The organism is Streptomyces sp. NPDC058773, assembly GCF_042746015.1.
GTDB lineage: Bacteria > Actinomycetota > Actinomycetes > Streptomycetales > Streptomycetaceae > Streptomyces.
On sequence record NZ_JBHYPE010000004.1, the window covers coordinates 117,582 to 134,994 of the forward strand.

General features: G+C 71.6%; 17 protein-coding genes. 15 read left to right on the forward strand and 2 right to left on the reverse strand.

The annotated features are described in order from the left end of the window. Positions 1–22 precede the first annotated feature (22 nt). Positions 23–2,221 carry an ATP-binding protein gene (locus tag ACFW5B_RS05330; protein ID WP_386433549.1) on the reverse strand — a complete coding sequence of 733 codons (2,199 nt, stop codon included), beginning with the start codon at positions 2,219–2,221 and terminating at the stop codon, positions 23–25. Between the two features lie 179 nt (positions 2,222–2,400). Here ACFW5B_RS05330 and ACFW5B_RS05335 point away from each other — a divergent pair, with 179 nt between their 5' ends. From ACFW5B_RS05335 to nusB, 14 genes are all read left to right on the forward strand, one after another. Further along, the gene (locus ACFW5B_RS05335) at positions 2,401–2,847 is read left to right on the forward strand and encodes a DUF948 domain-containing protein (RefSeq protein WP_386433552.1); all 447 of its coding nucleotides are present in this window, start codon (positions 2,401–2,403) and stop codon (positions 2,845–2,847) included. Positions 2,848–2,855: 8 nt separating this feature from the next. Then, positions 2,856–3,200 carry a DUF6167 family protein gene (locus ACFW5B_RS05340; protein ID WP_386433555.1) on the forward strand — a complete coding sequence of 115 codons (345 nt, stop codon included), beginning with the start codon at positions 2,856–2,858 and terminating at the stop codon, positions 3,198–3,200. Continuing rightward, the gene (alaS, locus tag ACFW5B_RS05345) at positions 3,200–5,869 is read left to right on the forward strand and encodes an alanine--tRNA ligase (protein ID WP_386433557.1); all 2,670 of its coding nucleotides are present in this window, start codon (positions 3,200–3,202) and stop codon (positions 5,867–5,869) included. The genes ACFW5B_RS05340 and alaS overlap by 1 nt, the downstream gene beginning before the upstream one ends. A gap of 14 nt (positions 5,870–5,883) precedes the next feature. Continuing rightward, positions 5,884–6,348 carry a Holliday junction resolvase RuvX gene (gene ruvX, locus ACFW5B_RS05350; protein ID WP_386433951.1) on the forward strand — a complete coding sequence of 155 codons (465 nt, stop codon included), beginning with the start codon at positions 5,884–5,886 and terminating at the stop codon, positions 6,346–6,348. Positions 6,349–6,474: 126 nt separating this feature from the next. Next, complete coding sequence (gene mltG / locus ACFW5B_RS05355; RefSeq protein ID WP_386433560.1) at positions 6,475–8,130, forward strand: endolytic transglycosylase MltG; 1,656 nt, start codon at positions 6,475–6,477, stop codon at positions 8,128–8,130. After that, positions 8,130–8,957 (forward strand): shikimate dehydrogenase, encoded by an 828-nt coding sequence (locus ACFW5B_RS05360; protein WP_386433563.1) that lies wholly within the window; start codon positions 8,130–8,132, stop codon positions 8,955–8,957. The genes mltG and ACFW5B_RS05360 overlap by 1 nt, the downstream gene beginning before the upstream one ends. Before the next feature lie 150 nt (positions 8,958–9,107). Further along, on the forward strand, positions 9,108–10,292 hold the full coding sequence (gene aroC / locus ACFW5B_RS05365) for a chorismate synthase (RefSeq protein ID WP_386433566.1): 1,185 nt from the start codon (positions 9,108–9,110) through the stop codon (positions 10,290–10,292). Then, positions 10,289–10,846: a shikimate kinase gene (locus ACFW5B_RS05370; RefSeq protein WP_386433569.1), complete on the forward strand. Its 558-nt coding sequence runs from the start codon at positions 10,289–10,291 to the stop codon at positions 10,844–10,846. The genes aroC and ACFW5B_RS05370 overlap by 4 nt, the downstream gene beginning before the upstream one ends. Then, positions 10,843–11,934 carry a 3-dehydroquinate synthase gene (gene aroB, locus ACFW5B_RS05375; RefSeq protein WP_386433572.1) on the forward strand — a complete coding sequence of 364 codons (1,092 nt, stop codon included), beginning with the start codon at positions 10,843–10,845 and terminating at the stop codon, positions 11,932–11,934. The genes ACFW5B_RS05370 and aroB overlap by 4 nt, the downstream gene beginning before the upstream one ends. Positions 11,935–11,939: 5 nt before the next feature. Beyond that, positions 11,940–12,389 (forward strand): type II 3-dehydroquinate dehydratase, encoded by a 450-nt coding sequence (aroQ, locus tag ACFW5B_RS05380; protein WP_386433575.1) that lies wholly within the window; start codon positions 11,940–11,942, stop codon positions 12,387–12,389. A gap of 247 nt (positions 12,390–12,636) precedes the next feature. Continuing rightward, positions 12,637–13,569 carry a Pro-rich N-terminal domain-containing protein gene (locus tag ACFW5B_RS05385; protein WP_386433578.1) on the forward strand — a complete coding sequence of 311 codons (933 nt, stop codon included), beginning with the start codon at positions 12,637–12,639 and terminating at the stop codon, positions 13,567–13,569. Positions 13,570–13,685: 116 nt separating this feature from the next. Next, the gene (locus ACFW5B_RS05390) at positions 13,686–14,792 is read left to right on the forward strand and encodes an aminopeptidase P family protein (RefSeq protein ID WP_386433581.1); all 1,107 of its coding nucleotides are present in this window, start codon (positions 13,686–13,688) and stop codon (positions 14,790–14,792) included. A 65-nt stretch (positions 14,793–14,857) separates the two neighbouring features. Next, positions 14,858–15,424, forward strand: coding sequence for an elongation factor P (efp, locus tag ACFW5B_RS05395; protein WP_018087607.1), 567 nt, complete (start codon positions 14,858–14,860; stop codon positions 15,422–15,424). Positions 15,425–15,426: 2 nt separating this feature from the next. Further along, positions 15,427–15,861, forward strand: a complete 435-nt coding sequence (gene nusB / locus ACFW5B_RS05400) for a transcription antitermination factor NusB (RefSeq protein WP_386433585.1) — start codon at positions 15,427–15,429, stop codon at positions 15,859–15,861. A 218-nt stretch (positions 15,862–16,079) separates the two neighbouring features. On the opposite strand, the gene bldD is transcribed toward nusB, so the two are convergent. Beyond that, the gene (gene bldD / locus ACFW5B_RS05405; RefSeq protein WP_018087605.1) at positions 16,080–16,580 is read right to left on the reverse strand and encodes a transcriptional regulator BldD; all 501 of its coding nucleotides are present in this window, start codon (positions 16,578–16,580) and stop codon (positions 16,080–16,082) included. Positions 16,581–16,800: 220 nt separating this feature from the next. On the opposite strand from bldD, the gene pyrR reads away from it, so the two are divergent. Further along, complete coding sequence (gene pyrR, locus ACFW5B_RS05410) at positions 16,801–17,391, forward strand: bifunctional pyr operon transcriptional regulator/uracil phosphoribosyltransferase PyrR (protein ID WP_386433588.1); 591 nt, start codon at positions 16,801–16,803, stop codon at positions 17,389–17,391. Positions 17,392–17,413 lie beyond the last annotated feature (22 nt).

Here is a 17,413-nt window from a genome sequence, read left to right on the forward strand (position 1 = left end):
CACCGCAGGCGCAGCACCACGCTCAGCCCGCCGTCTCCCCGCCGCTCGCGGAGGGGGAGGTGGCGGGCTCGTGTGTGTCCGGCGGTCCGATCCGTACGCTCCGGTGCCGGGCGGGCGCCGGACCGCCGGGCCGCAGCACCCGGGCCACCGCCGCGTCCATACCGAGGCGCCCGCCCGTGCGCACGGCCCGCCCGTACTTCTCGGCCCCCAGCCGTTTTCGCGCCTGTTCCTCGCACTCCGCGTGCGGCCCGCGGAAGTAACGCGAACCGAACAGCGGCAGCCCCACCGAGGGCCAGATCCGCCCTGCGGCGCCCTGGAGCACCGCCGCCTCCTCCGCGTCCCCCTCGCCGAGCGTCACCATCGCCACCAGTTCCAGCGCCAGCACCACGCCCAGCAGGTCGTGGAAGGTGTGATGGACGGCCAGCGACTCCGCCAGCAGCGTCCGGGCCCGCCCGCCGTCGCCCCGCGACCAGGCCGCGTACGCCAGCACGAACTGCGCGTACGCCCGCGTCCAGCGCTCCCCGTGGTCCTCGCACACCGCCAGCACGTCCTCGCACAGCCGCACCGCGTCCGCTGGCTCGCCCCGGAAGGCCACCGCCATCGCCAGCTCGACCTGGGCCAGCAGCACGGTGCCGTTCAGCTCGCCGATCTCCCGGTAGCGCCGCACCGCCCCGCGCAGCAGCTCCTCGGCGCGCGGGAGGTCGTCGCAGACCAGGGCCAGACAGCCGGTGCGGTGCAGCGCGTACGCGGCCGCGGTGGTGTTGCCGGTCCGCTCGGCCTCGTCGCGGCACTCCTGGAGCACCCCCAGCGCACCGACCGTGTCCCCCTGGATCAGCGCGACATAGCCGGCCACCCACAGCGCCTTCAGCCGGGCGTCGTCGTGGTCGCTCTCCAGCTCCAGCGCCCGGTCCAGCCAGTGCCGGCCCTCGGCGAGCCGGCCGCAGCCCACCCAGTAGAACCACAGGCTGCCCGCCAGGTACTGGCCCAGGTGCGTCTCGGCGGGGCACTCCAGGCTCTGCTCCAGCGCCACCCGCAGATTGGGCAGCTCGGCGTCGATCCGGGCCGCGATCTCGGCCTGCCGGGGGCTGAACCAGTCCAGTTCGCACCAGGTGGCCAGCCCCAGGTACCAGTCGCGGTGCCGGCGCCGCAGCCGGTCGCCGTCGTGCGTCGCCGCCAGCCAGCCCGCGCCGTAGGCCCGTACGGTGTCCAGTATCCGGTAGCGCACCCCGGCCGCGGTCTCCTCCCGCACCAGCACCGACTGGGCGACCAACTCCCCGATGACGTCGAGGAGTTCGGCGGCCGGCAGCTCCGGGCCCGAGCAGACGTACTCGGCCGCCTCCAGGTCGAACTGCCCGGCGAAGACCGACAGCCGCGCCCACAGCAGCCGCTCCTGGGGCGTACACAGCTCATGGCTCCAGCCGATCGCGGTGCGCAGTGTCTGATGGCGGGGCAGGGTGCCGCGGGCGGTGCCGGTCAGCAGCCGGAAGCGGTCGTCGAGCCGGTGCAGCACCTGGTCCACGGAGAGCGCGCGCAGCCGCCCGGCGGCCAGCTCCAGCGCGAGCGGAATCCCGTCCAGCCGCTCGCAGAGCTCGGTGACCGCCTCCTCGTTGGCCGCCCCGACGCCGAAGTCGCCGAGCACCGCCGCGGCGCGGTCGGCGAACAGGGCCGTCGCATCGGCGGTGTTCAGCGGCGCCAGCGGCATGTTCTGCTCGCCGGTCAGCCCGAGCGGCCGTCGTCCGGCGGCCAGCACCCGCAGCCCGGGGGAGCGCCGCAGCAGCTCGGCGGTCAGCTCCGCACAGGCGTCGACCAGGTGCTCGTAGCCGTCCAGGACGAGCAGCAGTTCCCGGCCGGCGAGGTGATCGCAGAGCGCGGCGCGCACCGGACGGCCGCTGTGGTCGGCCGGTGCCAGCACCTCGGCGACGGTGTGGTCAAGGAGGTGCGGTTCGCGCAGGGAAGCCAGTTCGACCAGCCACACCCCATCGCAGAAGCGATCCTGCAAGATCGCTGCGCCATGGCGGGCGAGCCGCGACTTGCCGACGCCGCCGAGGCCGGTGAGCGTCACCAGCCGGGCCGATTCCAGCTGCCGTGCCAGCGCGGCCAGTTCGTCGTCGCGGCCGATGAAGCGGTTGAGTTCCGCGGGGAGGTTCCCCGGCGCGGCCGGTGCGGGCAGCTGCTCGGGGGAAGGGCGGGAGACGGGGCCGGAGCGCGTGAGGCGTCGCATGGCACACGGAGCGTACTCGGCGCGATGCGGACCGTACAATCACGCCGCGGGATTCCTCCGGAGTCCGCTCCGCGCCACCGGGAACGGGGTACGGACGGACAGTCACGGCGCGATAAGGTCAAGGTTGCCGTTCGAGCAGGACGAGAACCAGACCGAACCAGTCGGAGAGTGGTGCCAACGTGTCCGGTGGAGAGGTGGCCGGGATCCTCGTGGCCGTCTTCTGGGCCATCCTTGTGTCGTTCCTCGCCCTCGTGCTGGTGAGGCTCGCACAGACGCTCAAGGCGACCACCAAGATGGTGGCCGAGGTGTCCGAGCAGGCCGTGCCCCTCCTGTCCGACGCCTCCGCGACGGTCCGCTCCGCGCACACCCAGCTGGCGCGCGTCGACGCCATCGCCGCCGACGTCCAGGAGGTCACCGCCAACGCCTCCGCGCTCTCCTCGACCGTGTCCTCCGCCTTCGGCGGCCCGCTGGTCAAGGTGGCGGCGTTCGGCTACGGAGTGCGCCGCGCGATCGGCAAGAAGGGCGAAGCGGCCCCTGCCGAGCGCGCAGAACGCACCGTCGTCCTCGGCCGTACCCTGCCCGGCGCCCGCCGTGGCGGGCGCCGCAACCGTCGCTCCAAGGACTGATCACAGCGATGTTCCGCCGCGCATTCTGGTTCACCACCGGCGCCGCCGCCGGCGTGTGGGCCACCAACAAGGTCCACCGCAAGCTGCGCAAGCTGCAGCCCGACAGCCTCGCCGCGCAGGCCGCGGACAAGGCCGTCGAGACCGGACACCGGCTGCGTCAATTTGCATTGGACGTACGGGCCGGAATGGCGGACCGTGAAGAACAGCTGCACGACGCCCTGGGGCTCGGCGAGCCGGACGGGGTGCGCGAGCTGCCGGCACCGCGCCGCGCGGTGCTCGAACCGCAGTACCGAACCACGAGAACAACCGGACACACCGGTCTGACCGGACCGACTGGAAAAGAGGACCACTGATGGAGTCGGCTGAAATCCGCCGCCGCTGGCTGCGCTTCTTCGAGGAGCGCGGGCACACCGTCGTGCCGTCGGCGTCGCTCATCGCGGACGACCCGACGCTGCTCCTCGTCAACGCGGGCATGGTCCCCTTCAAGCCGTACTTCCTCGGTGAGGTCAAGCCGCCCGCCCCGCGCGCCACCAGCGTCCAGAAGTGCGTCCGTACGCCGGACATCGAAGAGGTCGGCAAGACCACCCGGCACGGCACGTTCTTCCAGATGTGCGGCAACTTCTCCTTCGGCGACTACTTCAAGGAAGGCGCCGTCAAGTACGCCTGGGAGCTGCTGACCGGCTCGCAGGCCGACGGTGGCTACGGCCTCGACCCCGAGCGCCTGTGGATCACCGTCTACCTGGAGGACGACGAGGCCGAGCGCATCTGGCACGAGGTCATCGGTGTGCCCAAGGAGCGCATCCAGCGTCTGGGCAAGAAGGAGAACTACTGGTCCATGGGCGTCCCGGGCCCCTGCGGCCCGTGCTCCGAGATCAACTACGACCGCGGTCCGGAGTTCGGTGTCGAGGGCGGCCCGGCCGTCAACGACGAGCGGTATGTGGAGATCTGGAACCTGGTCTTCATGCAGTACGAGCGGGGTGCGGGCACCGGCAAGGAGGACTTCGAGATCCTCGGCGAGCTGCCCAGCAAGAACATCGACACCGGTCTCGGCCTCGAGCGCCTGGCGATGATCCTGCAGGACGTCCCGAACATGTACGAGACGGACACCCTGCGCGTCGTCATCGACAAGGCCACCGAGCTCTCCGGGGTGCGCTACGGCGACTCCGACGCCACCGATGTCTCGCTGCGCGTCGTCGCCGACCACATCCGTACGTCCACGATGCTCATCGGCGACGGCGTCACCCCCGGCAACGAGGGCCGTGGCTACGTCCTGCGCCGCATCATGCGCCGCGCCATCCGCAACATGCGGCTGCTCGGCGCGAGCGGGCTGGTCATCGGCGAGCTGCTGGACGTGGTCATCAAGACCATGGGCCAGCAGTACCCGGAGCTGCTGGAGGACCGCCGCCGGATCGAGACCGTCGCCCTCGCCGAGGAGGCCGCGTTCCTCAAGACGCTGAAGGCCGGCACCAACATCCTCGACACCGCCGTCACGGACACCAAGTCCGCGGGCTCCACGGTCCTCCCCGGCGACAAGGCCTTCCTGCTCCACGACACCTGGGGCTTCCCGATCGACCTCACCCTCGAAATGGCCGCCGAACAGGGCCTGTCGGTGGACGAGGACGGCTTCCGCCGTCTGATGAAGGAGCAGCGGGACCGCGCCAAGGCCGACGCCCAGGCCAAGAAGAGCGGCCACGCCGACCTGTCCGCCTACCGTGAGGTCGCCGACAAGACCGGCAGCACGGAGTTCACCGGCTACAGCGCCACCGAGGGCGAGTCCAGCATCGTCGGCCTCCTGGTCAACGGCGCCCCGGCCCCCGCCGCCCATGAGGGCGACGAGGTCGAGGTCGTCCTGGACCGCACCCCGTTCTACGCCGAGGGCGGCGGCCAGCTCGCCGACACCGGCCGGATCAAGCTGGACTCCGGCGCCGTCGTCGAGATCCGCGACGTCCAGCAGCCGGTCCCCGGCGTCACGGTCCACAAGGGCGTCGTCCAGGTCGGCGAGGTGGTGCTCGGCGCGGCCGCGTACGCCACCATCGACGTCACCCGCCGGCGCGCCATCGCCCGCGCCCACAGCGCCACCCACCTCACCCACCAGGCGCTGCGCGACGCCCTGGGTCCGACGGCCGCCCAGGCCGGTTCGGAGAACTCCCCGGGCCGCTTCCGCTTCGACTTCGGTTCGCCGGCCGCGGTGCCCGGCACGGTGCTCACCGACGTCGAGCAGAAGATCAACGACGTGCTCGCCCGTGAGTTGGACGTGCACGCCGAGGTCATGAGCATGGAGGACGCCAAGAAGCAGGGCGCCATCGCCGAGTTCGGCGAGAAGTACGGCGACCGGGTCCGCGTCGTCACCATCGGTGACTTCTCCAAGGAGCTGTGCGGCGGCACCCACGTCCACAACACCGCCCAGCTGGGCCTGGTCAAGCTCCTCGGTGAGTCCTCCATCGGCTCCGGTGTCCGCCGGGTCGAGGCCCTGGTCGGTGTGGACGCCTACAAGTTCCTGGCCCGTGAGCACACCGTCGTCTCCCAGCTCACCGAGCTGGTCAAGGGGCGTCCGGAGGAGCTGCCGGAGAAGATCTCCGGTGTCCTGGCCAAGCTGAAGGACGCCGAGAAGGAGATCGAGAAGTTCCGCGCGGAGAAGGTGCTGCAGGCCGCCGCCGGGCTGGCCGACGGCGCCAAGGACGTCCGTGGGGTGGCCCTGGCCGCCGGCCAGGTCCCGGACGGCACCACCGCCGACGACCTGCGCAAGCTCGTCCTCGACGTGCGCGGCCGCATCCAGGGCGGACGTCCCGCGGTGGTCGCCCTGTTCTCGGTCGCCAACGGCCGCCCGGTGACGGTGATCGCCACCAACGAGGCCGCCCGCGAGCGCGGCATCAAGGCCGGTGACCTGGTCCGGACCGCCGCCAAGACGCTCGGCGGCGGTGGCGGCGGCAAGCCGGACGTCGCCCAGGGCGGTGGCCAGAACCCCGCCGCGGTGCCCGAGGCCATCGAGGCCGTCGAGCGCCTCGTCGCCGAGGCGGCCTGACGCGCGTGAGTGAGATGCGACGCGGCCGGCGCCTGGCCGTGGATGTCGGGGACGCCCGTATCGGGGTCGCCTCGTGCGACCCCGACGGGGTCCTCGCCACCCCCGTCGAGACCGTGCCGGGACGTGACGTACCGGCCGCGCACCGCCGCCTCAAGGCGATCGTCGAGGAGTACGAGCCCCTCGAAGTCGTGGTCGGCCTGCCCCGCTCCCTCAGTGGGGGAGAGGGGCCGGCCGCGGCCAAGGTCCGGGCCTTCGCCCAGGAGCTGGCCCGGAACATCGCCCCCGTAGGGGTCCGGCTGGTCGACGAGCGGATGTCCACGGTCACCGCCACCCAGGGCCTGCGGGCCTCGGGGGTCCGGAGCAAGAAGGGCCGCTCGGTCGTCGACCAGGCGGCCGCGGTGGTCATCCTGCAGAGCGCACTGGAGACCGAACGCGTCTCGGGGGAGCCTCCGGGCGAGAGCGTCGAAGTGGTCATCTGATCGCGGTACGGTAACGTTCCGCGCGATGTGCGGCGTTCGAACAGCCGCGCGTGCAAGTAGAGGCGGATCGGTACAGCAAGCGCGCTGCCGGGACGGAGTGCACCGCCTCTCGGCTCTAGGGGATCGATGACCGAGTATGGCCGGGGCTACGGCTCCGAACCGTGGCATCCCGAGGACCCGCTCTACGGAGACGGTTCCTCCAGAGGCCAGGAGCAGCAGCCTCAGTGGGACGGACAGCAGGCCCACCGGTATCCCCAGCAGCAGGCTGACCCGTATGTCCAGCAGCACTACAACGGCGGCTGGGACGGGTCGCAGGGCGGGCAGGCGCCCTACGACCCGTACGGCCCTTACGGGCAGCAGCCGGCCGCCCCATACGGCGGGGCGGGCTCCGACTACTACGGCACTCCGGACGCCTATCAGCAGCCCCAGCACCCGCAGCACCCCCAGCCCCAGCACCCGCGGCAGCAGTCCCCGCAGGGGATGCAGGCCACGCAGGGAATGCCGCAGTACCAGCAGCCCCAGCAGCAGGAGCCGTACCACGACGACGCCGGCGACGACTGGCGGGCCGAGCCGGGCCCCCGCGAGCCGGAGCCGGAACACGCGTTCTTCGCGGACCACGGCGACGACGGCGACGACCCCGGCCTCCACGAGGAGGGCCGGGGCGGCCGCGAGCGCCGCGGCAAGAAGACCAAGAAGAACAAACGGCACAGCGGCCGGACCTGCCTGGTCGTCACGCTGGCCTTCGCCGCGGCGGCCGGCACCGTCGGCTATTTCGGCTACGACTTCATCATGAGCCACTTCGGCTCGGCCCCCGACTACGAGGGCGAGGGAACCGGCGAGGTCCAGGTCGACGTCCCGGAGAATTCCACGATCCTTCAGATGGGTCTGGCCCTCAAGAAGGCAGGCGTGGTCAAGAGCGCCGACGCGTTCTCCGAGGCGGCCGTCGACAGCAAGAAGGACAAAATCCTTCAGCCGGGGACGTATTCCCTGCGCAAGCACATGTCCGCGGCCTCGGCCGTCGAGCTGATGGTGGACCCCAAGAGCCGCAACGGCCTCACGATCCGTGAGGGTCTGCGCTCCGGCGACGTCTACAAACTCATCGACAAAAAGCTGCATCTCTCCACGGGCACCACCAAAAAGGTCGCCAAGACGGAGGCCAAGAACCTCGGACTGCCGTCGTGGGCCAATGACTCCGCGAAGATAAAGGACCCACTGGAGGGCTTCCTTTATCCGTCGACGTACAGCGTCGGCGGCAAAACGAAGCCGGAGGCGGTCCTCAAGCAGATGGTGGCGCGGGCGAATCAGGTCTACGAGAAATACGACCTGGAGCAGAACGCGCAGAAGCTGCACCTCGATTCGCCGATGCAGCTGCTCACCGTTGCCAGCCTCACGCAGGCCGAGGGCAAGTACAAGCACGACTTCCTCAAGGTCGCGCGGGTCGTCTACAACCGCCTCAAGCCGAACAACACCGAGACCTACGGTCTGCTCGACTTCGACTCGACGGTGAACTACGCCAAGTCCCAGAGCACCCTGGACACCGGTTCCGTCGACAATCTGCGGAACTTCAACGACCCCTACAACACCTACAAGTTCAAGGGTCTGCCGCCGGGGCCGATCGGAAATCCGGGCGAGCTGGCCCTCAAGTCGGCGATCGATCCGGCCAAGGGCAACTGGTACTACTTCGTCTCGATCAATCCGGAAAAGACGCTGTTCGCCGAGACGAACGAGCAGCATGAACGCAATCGCCGCATTTACTTCAAGGAACAAGAGAAAGCCAAGTAATGAGCGTCACCCGTCGGGCTGCGGTACTCGGTTCCCCGATCGCCCACTCCCTCTCCCCGGTACTGCACCGTGCCGCCTATGCGGAACTGGGGCTGGCCGACTGGGAATACGACCGCTTCGAGGTCGACGAGGCGGCGCTGCCCGGCTTTCTCGGAAAGCTCGGCCCCGAATGGGCGGGGCTGTCCCTGACCATGCCGCTGAAGCGCGCGGTGATTCCGCTGCTCGACGAGATCAGCGACACCGCGCAATCCGTCGAGGCGGTGAACACCGTGGTGTGCACCCCCGACGGGCGGTGCCGCGGGGACAACACCGACATCCCCGGCATGGTCGCCGCGCTGCGCGAGCGCGGGGTGCGGCAGGTGGAGCGGGCGTCGGTCCTGGGAGCCGGCGCCACCGCCTCGTCGGCGCTCGCCGCGCTCTCCCGGATCTGCACCGGTGAGGTCACCGCGTACGTCCGCAGCGAGGCCCGCGCCGACGAGATGCGCGGCTGGGGCGAGCGGCTCGGGGTCCCCGTCCGCACTGCCGCCTGGGCGGACGCCGCCGCGGCCTTCGAGGCGCCGCTGACCATCGCCACGACCCCGGCGGGCACCACCGACGCGCTCGCCGCCGCCGTCCCCGACCGGCCCGGGACGCTCTTCGACGTGCTCTACGAGCCCTGGCCGACCGCGCTGGCCACGGCCTGGGCCGACCAGGGCGGCGCCGTGGTGGGCGGCCTCGACCTGCTGGTCCACCAGGCCGTTCTCCAGGTGGAGCAGATGACGGGACGGTCTCCCGGGCCGCTGGCCGCGATGCGCCGGGCGGGCGAGGCGGCGCTCGCCGCCCGCTGACCCGCCGTACCGGACCCGCTCCGTCCGGATCTGCCCTCGTACCTCCCCGCGCGCCCGGTCCGCACCCTGGACTGGGCGCCGCCTGTCGCGCGCGACGTGGGAGGATCAGGGGGAGACCGTACGCGGATGAGCAGTACATGAGGAGCACCGTTGAGCAGGTTGCGCTGGCTGACGGCGGGGGAGTCGCACGGCCCCGCACTCGTGGCGACGCTGGAGGGCCTTCCGGCCGGCGTGCCGATCACCACGGAGATGGTGGCGGACGCGCTGGCCCGGCGCCGGCTCGGTTACGGCCGCGGTGCCCGGATGAAGTTCGAGCAGGACGAGGTCACCTTCCTCGGCGGGGTGCGGCACGGTCTGTCCATGGGCTCGCCGGTGGCGATCATGGTCGGCAACACCGAGTGGCCCAAGTGGGAGCAGGTGATGGCGGCCGACCCGGTGGACCCGGAGGAGCTGGCCGCGCTGGCCCGTAACGCGCCGCTGACCCGCCCCCGTCCCGGGCACGCCGACCTCGCCGGGATGCAGAAGTACGGCTTCGACGAAGCCCGCCCCATCCTGGAGCGCGCCTCCGCCCGTGAGACCGCCGCCCGGGTCGCCCTCGGCACGGTCGCCCGCTCCTTCCTCAAGGAGACGGCCGGCATCGAGATCGTCTCGCACGTGGTCGAACTGGCCGCGGCCAAGGCCCCCTACGGTGTCGTCCCCAAGCCCTCCGACGTGGACAAGCTGGACGCCGACCCGGTGCGCTGCCTGGACGCGGACGCGAGCAAGGCGATGGTCGCCGAGATCGACCAGGCCCACAAGGACGGCGACACCCTTGGCGGTGTGGTCGAGGTGCTGGCCTACGGCGTGCCGGTCGGACTCGGCTCGCACGTGCACTGGGACCGCCGTCTGGACGCCCGGCTGGCCGCCGCCCTCATGGGCATCCAGGCCATCAAGGGCGTCGAGGTCGGCGACGGCTTCGACCTGGCGCGGGTGCCGGGCTCGAAGGCGCATGACGAGATCGTCGCGACCGACGACGGGATCAAGCGCAGCTCCGGCCGCTCCGGCGGCACCGAGGGCGGGCTGACCACCGGCGAGCTGCTGCGGGTGCGCGCCGCGATGAAGCCGATCGCGACCGTGCCGCGGGCGCTGGCGACCATCGATGTGAGCACCGGCGAGGCGGCCAAGGCACACCACCAGCGCTCGGACGTCTGCGCGGTGCCGGCCGCCGGTATCGTCGCCGAGGCGATGGTGGCCCTGGTGCTGGCCGACGCGGTGGTGGAGAAGTTCGGCGGCGACAGCGTGCCGGAGACCCGCCGCAACGTGCAGTCCTTCCTCGACAACCTGGCGATCCGATGACGTCGCCGGCCGTCGTGCTGATCGGCCCGCCCGGGGCCGGCAAGTCGACGGTGGGCGCCCTGCTGGCCGAGCGGCTGGGTGTCGGCTACCGGGACACCGATGCCGACATCGTCGCCACGGCCGGCCGGCCGATCGCCGAGATCTTCATCGACCAGGGCGAACCGCACTTCCGTGACCTGGAACGGGCCGCGGTACGGGACGCGCTCGGCAGCCACCGGGGAGTGCTCGCGCTCGGCGGCGGCGCGATCCTCGACGAGGGCACCCGCGCGCTGCTGACCGGACTGCCGGTGGTCTTCCTGGACGTCCAACTCGCGGACGCCGTCAAGCGGGTGGGCCTGGATGCGCCCCGTCCGCTGCTGGCCGTCAACCCGCGCAAGCAGTGGCGCGAGCTGATGGAGCGGCGCCGCCCGCTGTACACGGAGGTTGCGCGCGCCGTGATCGCCACCGGGGAGCGGACCCCCGAGCAGGTCGCCGAGGCGATCCTGGACGCGCTGGAGCTACGCCAGGCCGCGGGAGACGCCCCGCAGGCCGCCCACAGGGAGGAACAGGCATGACGGAGCAGGCCACCCGGATCCAGGTCGGCGGCACGGCGGGCACCGATCCGTACGAGGTGCTCGTCGGGCGGCAGCTGCTCGGCGAACTCCCGGGCCTGATCGGCGAGGGCGTCAAGCGCGTTGCGGTGCTGCACCCGGAGGCGCTGTCCGCCACCGGCGAGGCGCTGCGCGAGGACCTGGCCTCCCAGGGCTACGAGGCCATCGCCATCCAGCTGCCGAACGCCGAGGAGTCCAAGACCGCCGAGGTCGCGGCGTACTGCTGGAAGGCGCTCGGCCAGACCGGCTTCACCCGCAGCGATGTGATCGTCGGCGTCGGCGGTGGCGCGACCACCGATCTGGCCGGCTTCGTCGCCGCGACCTGGCTGCGCGGGGTGCGCTGGATCGCCGTACCGACCACCGTGCTCGGCATGGTCGACGCCGCGGTCGGCGGCAAGACCGGCATCAACACCGCCGAGGGCAAGAACCTCGTCGGTGCCTTCCACCCGCCGGCCGGGGTGCTCTGCGACCTGGCCGCGCTGGACTCCCTGCCGGTGCACGACTACGTCTCCGGTCTGGCCGAGGTCATCAAGGCCGGCTTCATCGCCGACCCGGCGATCCTCGACCTGATCGAGTCCGACCCCGAGGCCGCCAAGCGCCCGGACGGCGCGCACACCGCCGAGCTGATCGAGCGGGCGATCCGGGTCAAGGCCGAGGTGGTTTCCGCGGACCTGAAGGAGTCCGGTCTGCGGGAGATCCTCAACTACGGCCACACCCTCGCGCACGCCATCGAGAAGAACGAGCGCTACAACTGGCGGCACGGCGCGGCCGTCTCCGTCGGCATGGTCTTCGCCGCCGAACTCGGCCGGATCGCCGGCCGCCTGGACGACGCCACCGCCGACCGGCACCGCTCCGTTCTGGAGGCCGTCGGGCTGCCGCTGACCTACCGGGGCGACCAGTGGCCCAAGCTGCTGGAGACCATGAAGGTCGACAAGAAGTCCCGCGGCGACCGGCTCCGCTTCATCGTCCTGGACGGCCTCGCCAAGCCGACCGTCCTGGAGGGCCCGGACCCGGCCATGCTGCTCGCCGCACACGCCGAGATCGCAGCGTGAGCGGCATGAGCAACAAGACCCGGCGGGTCCTCGTCCTCAACGGCCCCAACCTCGGCCGGCTCGGCTCCCGTGAGCCCGATGTCTACGGCGCCACCTCCTACACCGGACTGGTCGAGGAGTGCACCCGGCTCGGCAAGGAGCTGGGCTTCGAGGCCGAGGTCCGGGAGACCAACGACGAGGGGGAGATGATCCGCTGGCTGCACGAGGCCGCCGACGGCTCGATTCCGGTCGTCATCAACCCCGGTGCCTTCACGCACTATTCGTACGGCATGCGGGACGCGGCCGCCCAGCGCACCGCCCCGCTGATCGAGGTGCACATCTCCAACCCGTACGCCCGTGAGGAGTTCCGCCACAATTCGGTCCTCGCGGCGGTCGCCAGCGGTACGGTCGCCGGCTTCGGCATCGGTTCGTACCGTCTCGCGCTCCGCGCGCTGGCCGAGGAACTGAGCGGCTGACGTAGCATCACGGCGCCCCGGCCGTTCCACGGCGAAGGCCGGGGCACAAGGCCCTCCGGCCGCGTCCGGGAGGGTACCGTTCGCAGCAGTACCACCCCCGCCGACTGCCGCGGGGCACAACGGCCCCTCCGGGCCGGTGGGTTACCGCACCAGGCGCCGGGCACACGACCCGGCGCCCGGTGCCGCACCCCGGTGTGAGCCGGGGAGCACCGCACCACGTCGACCGCACGAGACGGAGAGCCACCGGATGCAGTACGCAGTGGGGGCTCCGCTGCCACCGCCCCACGGGCAGGCATCAGGACCCGGGGCCGCCATGCACTGGACGCCCAACCCGGGAGGGCACACCCCCGGTGCGCACACCCCGGGCGGGCACGCGCCGGGAGGCCACACCCCGCACACCCCGCCCGCCTCGCCACCGGCCCCCGCGGCCCCGCCGCCCGCTCCCGCCGCCCCGCCCCCCGCGCAGCAGCCCGCGCCCGCCGGCGGCCAGGGCTGGCACGGCCCGCCCCAGCAGGCCCCGCCCACCCCGAACAGCTCGGACGTCACCGGCCATGTGCCGCTGCCCCCGGGCGCCCCGGTGCCGCTGCCCAGCCCGCCCACCGACGCCGCGCCGGACGCCACGCACGCGGCCGTCGCGGTGCTGCTCATCGGCCCGGCCGGGGCCGGCAAGACCAGCGTGGCCCGCCACTGGGCCGACACCCGGCGGGTACCGACCGCACACATCAGCCTGGACGACGTCCGCGAATGGGTCCGGTCCGGTTTCGCCGACCCCCAGGCCGGCTGGAACGACCACTCGGAGGCGCAGTACCGCCTCGCCCGCCGCACCTGCGGCTTCGCGGCCCGTAACTTCCTCGCCAACGGCATCTCCTGCATCCTCGACGACGCGGTCTTCCCCGACCGCCCGGTGGTCGGCCTCGGCGGCTGGAAGCGGCATGTCGGTCCCGGCCTGCTGCCGATCGTGCTGCTGCCCGGCCTGGAGATCGTGCTGGAGCGCAACGCCCGGCGCAGCGGCAACCGCCGGCTCTCGGACGAAGAGGTGGCCCGGATCCACGGGCGGATGGCCGGCTGGTACGGCTCCGGCCTGCCGATCATCGACAACTCCCAGCACGATGTCGCCACGACGGTGCGGGTGCTGGACGACGTCGTCGCCCGGAGCATCGCCAGCCCGCCCAACTGGTAGACGGGGCGCGGCGCGGGCCATGGCCGCGCGCCGTGGTGGCGGGGGCCGCGGGCAGCGGTCCCCCGGGCGGACCCGCTCGACCGGCCGCCTCGGAGGAGTCGCCGTACGCTCGTGATATGTCCGAGTTGTACGCGGCCCGACGCACGCGGCTGCGCGACCGCTGCTCCGCAACCGGAAGCACCGCCGCACTGATCTCGCGCCCCGCGAACGTCCGCTACCTCACCGGTTGCGCGCCGCCCGGCGCCGCGCTGCTGCTGGGGCCGGCCGACGACGTACTGCTGTGCGGCAGTCCGCTCAGCGGCGATCCCTCCGAGGGGCGCCCGGCCGAGGACGTACGGGTCTCGGTGCTGCCGGCCCGTGGTGGCGACCCGGTCGTGGCCGGCGCCGACCTGGCCGAGAAGGCCGGCGCGGACATCCTGGCCGTCGAGGAACACCACCTCACGGTCACCCGGCACCGGGCGCTCTCCCAGGTCGCCCCCCGGCTGCGGCTGGCGGATCTGGCCTGCGCGGTCGAGGCGCAGCGGCTGGTCAAGGACGACGACGAGATCGCCTGTCTGCGGATCGCCGCGGAGATCGCCGACCAGGCCCTGGGGGAGCTGCTCGAATCGATCCTGGTCGGACGTACCGAGCGGCATCTCGCCCTCGAACTGGAGCGCCGGCTCGTCGACCACGGAGCGGACGGCCCGGCGTTCCCCACCTCCGTCGCGACCGGCCCGAACGCCGGCCGCCCCGGGCATCTGCCCACCGACCGGCGGGTCGAGGAGGGCGACTTCCTCAGCGTCGGGCTGGGCGCCAATTACCGCGGATACCGCTGCGAGATCGGCCGGACCTTCGTCATCGGCACCACGCCCTCGGACTGGCAGATCGAGCTGTACGATCTCGTTTTCGCAGCCCAGCGGGCGGGCCGCGAGGCGCTGGCGCCGGGGGTGGAGTGCCGCGAGGTGGACCGGGTGACCCGCCATGTCCTGGATGCCGCCGGGTACGGGGAGCGGCTCGGACCGTGGACCGGGCACGGCGTGGGACTCGAAATCGATGAGGACCCTCAGTTGTCCCCTGCCGCCATGGGTAAACTGGACGCTTGCGTGCCGGTCACCGTCGAGCCGGGGGTTCACATCCCGGGCCGTGGGGGTGTCCGGATCGACGACACACTCGTCGTCCGCCCCGAGGCGGACGGCGGGCCCGAGCTACTCACGATCACGACCAAGGAGCTGCTCGCACTCTGAGCCGTAGGGGTTCGCGTGCGCCGCTCCGCGGTCCCACCACCTGCAGTCCAGGAGATTCCGCAACCGTGGCATCCACGAACGACCTCAAGAACGGCATGGTGCTCAAGCTCGAAGGCGGCCAGCTCTGGTCCGTCGTCGAGTTCCAGCACGTCAAGCCCGGCAAGGGCCCCGCCTTTGTCCGCACGAAGCTCAAGAACGTGCTGTCCGGCAAGGTGGTGGACAAGACCTTCAACGCCGGCGTGAAGGTCGAGACGGCCACCGTCGACAAGCGCGGTATGCAGTTCTCGTACATGGACGGCGACTACTTCGTCTTCATGGACATGGACACCTACGACCAGCTGCACGTCGACCGCAAGGCCGTCGGCGACGCCGCGAACTACCTGATCGAGGGCTTCGAGGCGGTCGTGGCGCAGCACGAGGGCGAGGTGCTCTACGTCGAGCTCCCCGCCGCGGTCGAGCTGACCATCAAGCACACCGAGCCCGGTGTGCAGGGCGACCGCTCCACCGGTGGCTCCAAGCCGGCCGAGCTGGAGACCGGCTACTCCATCCAGGTGCCGCTCTTCATCACCACCGGTGAGAAGATCAAGGTCGACACCCGCACGGGCGACTACCTCGGCCGGGTGAACAGCTAACCGTGGCTGCCCGCACCAAGGCCCGTAAGCGCGCCTTCCAGATACTCTTCGAGGCCGACCAGCGCGGTGCCGATGTGCAGTCCGTGCTCGCGGACTGGATGCGGCACGCCCGGACCGATCCACGACAGCCGCCGGTGAACGAATACACCCTGCAGCTCGTCGAGGGATACGCCGACCAGGTCACCCGCATCGACGAACTGATCTCCACGTACGCGGTCGACTGGGACCTGGACCGGATGCCGGCGGCCGACCGCAGCATCCTCCGGCTCGGTGCCTACGAACTGCTCTGGGTGGACGACACCCCGGACGCGGTGGCGATCGACGAAGCGGTCCAGCTCGCCAAGGAATTCTCCACGGACGACTCCCCGGCCTTCGTCAACGGCCTCCTCGGCCGGCTCAAGGAGCTGAAGCCGAGCCTGCGGCGCGAGGCGCAGTAGGCGGTCGGCAGAGCGTACGAACGGGCCCGGAGCACAGGGCAAGGCTCCGGGCCCTTCGCATGCCCGCAGAACGCCGTCAGCGGCCTTCGTGGGGTGTCTCATGGGGCGGCCGGTGCGTACGGGAGCACCCCGCACCGGCCCCGGGTACGCAGAACCGCCGCCCCGGAAGCGCGGAGCGGCGGCACGTTTCTGCAGGTGCGCGGGGGTCTACGCGGGGCTCACAGCTCCTCGTGCGACACCGCGCGGCGGGCGTCGGCGTCGAGCACGCCCCAGCTGATCAGCTGCTCGGTCAGCACCGAGGGCGACTGGTCGTAGATGACCGCGAGGGTGCGCAGGTCGTCCTGGCGGATCGAGAGGACCTTGCCGTTGTAGTCACCGCGCTGGCTCTGGATCGTGGCGGCGTAGCGCTGCAGCGGGCCGGCCTTCTCCTGCGGGACATGGGCGAGGCGCTCGAGGTCGAGCACCAGCTTCGGCGGCGGCTCGGCCGCACCGCCCGGTGTCGTCCCCGGCAGCAGCTCCTGCACCGGAACGCCGTAGAAGTCCGCCAGCTCGGCGAGGCGCTGCACGGTCACGGCGCGGTCACCGCGCTCGTACGAACCCACCACCACGGCCTTCCAGCGGCCCTGGGACTTCTCCTCGACGCCGTGGAGAGAAAGGCCCTGCTGGGTGCGGATGGCGCGGAGCTTGGCCCCGAGCTGTTTGGCGTATTCGCTGGACATAAAACTCCCCAGACGGCTGTATCGACATGCGGCTCCGCCGCGGGCTGGTAACTCACTGTGAGGTTACGCAGCGTAATCTGACTTCGTCAAGCGGAACGGGGCAGACCCTCACCCGTCAGGGGTGCGGACGGGCTCTGGAGGGCCCCTGATAGCCTGGGCTCCGTAATTCCGACGTCCTTTAAGGTCCGTCCCGTGAGGCGGAGAAGGAGGTCCGTTTCGTATGGACGCAAGCAGTTCCGACACGAGGGCTCAGCTCCCCGTGCGGCCGGTGCTCGAAGGCCCGGACATCGCGCGGATGCTCACCCGTATCGCCCACGAGATCGTCGAGCGCGCCAAGGGCGCGGACGATGTGGTGCTCCTGGGAATCCCCACCCGCGGCGTCTTCCTCGCCCGCCGGCTGGCCGCCAAGCTCGAAGAGATCACCGGCCGTACGGTCCCGGTCGGCTCGCTCGACATCACGATGTACCGCGACGACCTGCGCCTGGGCCCCGCCCGTACGCTCGCCCGCACGGACATCCCCGCCGACGGCATCGAGGGCCGGGTCGTCCTGCTCGTCGATGACGTCCTCTTCTCCGGGCGCACGATCCGCGCCGCCCTGGACGCGCTGGGCGACATGGGGCGGCCGCGCGCCGTACAGCTGGCGGTCCTGGTCGACCGGGGCCACCGCGAACTGCCGATCCGCGCCGACTACGTGGGCAAGAACCTCCCCACGTCGCTGCGGGAGACGGTCAGGGTCCAGCTCACCGAGGAGGACGGCCGGGACGCCGTGCTGCTCGGCGTGAAGCACACCGCCCCGGCCGGCGAGCGATAGCGCACCGCACACGGACCCGGTG

Excerpts from the sequence above, each read along its gene's own strand:
- alaS (WP_386433557.1), top strand. The coding sequence starts at position 3,200 with ATGGAGTCGGCTGAAATCCGCCGCCGCTGGCTGCGCTTCTTCGAGGAG.
- aroB (WP_386433572.1), top strand. The coding sequence starts at position 10,843 with ATGACGGAGCAGGCCACCCGGATCCAGGTCGGCGGCACGGCGGGCACC.
- ACFW5B_RS05390 (WP_386433581.1), top strand. The coding sequence starts at position 13,686 with ATGTCCGAGTTGTACGCGGCCCGACGCACGCGGCTGCGCGACCGCTGC.
- bldD (WP_018087605.1), bottom strand. The coding sequence starts at position 16,580 with ATGTCCAGCGAATACGCCAAACAGCTCGGGGCCAAGCTCCGCGCCATC.
- mltG (WP_386433560.1), top strand. The coding sequence starts at position 6,475 with ATGACCGAGTATGGCCGGGGCTACGGCTCCGAACCGTGGCATCCCGAG.
- ACFW5B_RS05360 (WP_386433563.1), top strand. The coding sequence starts at position 8,130 with ATGAGCGTCACCCGTCGGGCTGCGGTACTCGGTTCCCCGATCGCCCAC.
- ACFW5B_RS05330 (WP_386433549.1), bottom strand. The coding sequence starts at position 2,221 with ATGCGACGCCTCACGCGCTCCGGCCCCGTCTCCCGCCCTTCCCCCGAG.
- pyrR (WP_386433588.1), top strand. The coding sequence starts at position 16,801 with ATGGACGCAAGCAGTTCCGACACGAGGGCTCAGCTCCCCGTGCGGCCG.
- aroQ (WP_386433575.1), top strand. The coding sequence starts at position 11,940 with ATGAGCAACAAGACCCGGCGGGTCCTCGTCCTCAACGGCCCCAACCTC.
- ACFW5B_RS05370 (WP_386433569.1), top strand. The coding sequence starts at position 10,289 with ATGACGTCGCCGGCCGTCGTGCTGATCGGCCCGCCCGGGGCCGGCAAG.
- ruvX (WP_386433951.1), top strand. The coding sequence starts at position 5,884 with ATGCGACGCGGCCGGCGCCTGGCCGTGGATGTCGGGGACGCCCGTATC.
- ACFW5B_RS05385 (WP_386433578.1), top strand. The coding sequence starts at position 12,637 with ATGCAGTACGCAGTGGGGGCTCCGCTGCCACCGCCCCACGGGCAGGCA.
- ACFW5B_RS05340 (WP_386433555.1), top strand. The coding sequence starts at position 2,856 with ATGTTCCGCCGCGCATTCTGGTTCACCACCGGCGCCGCCGCCGGCGTG.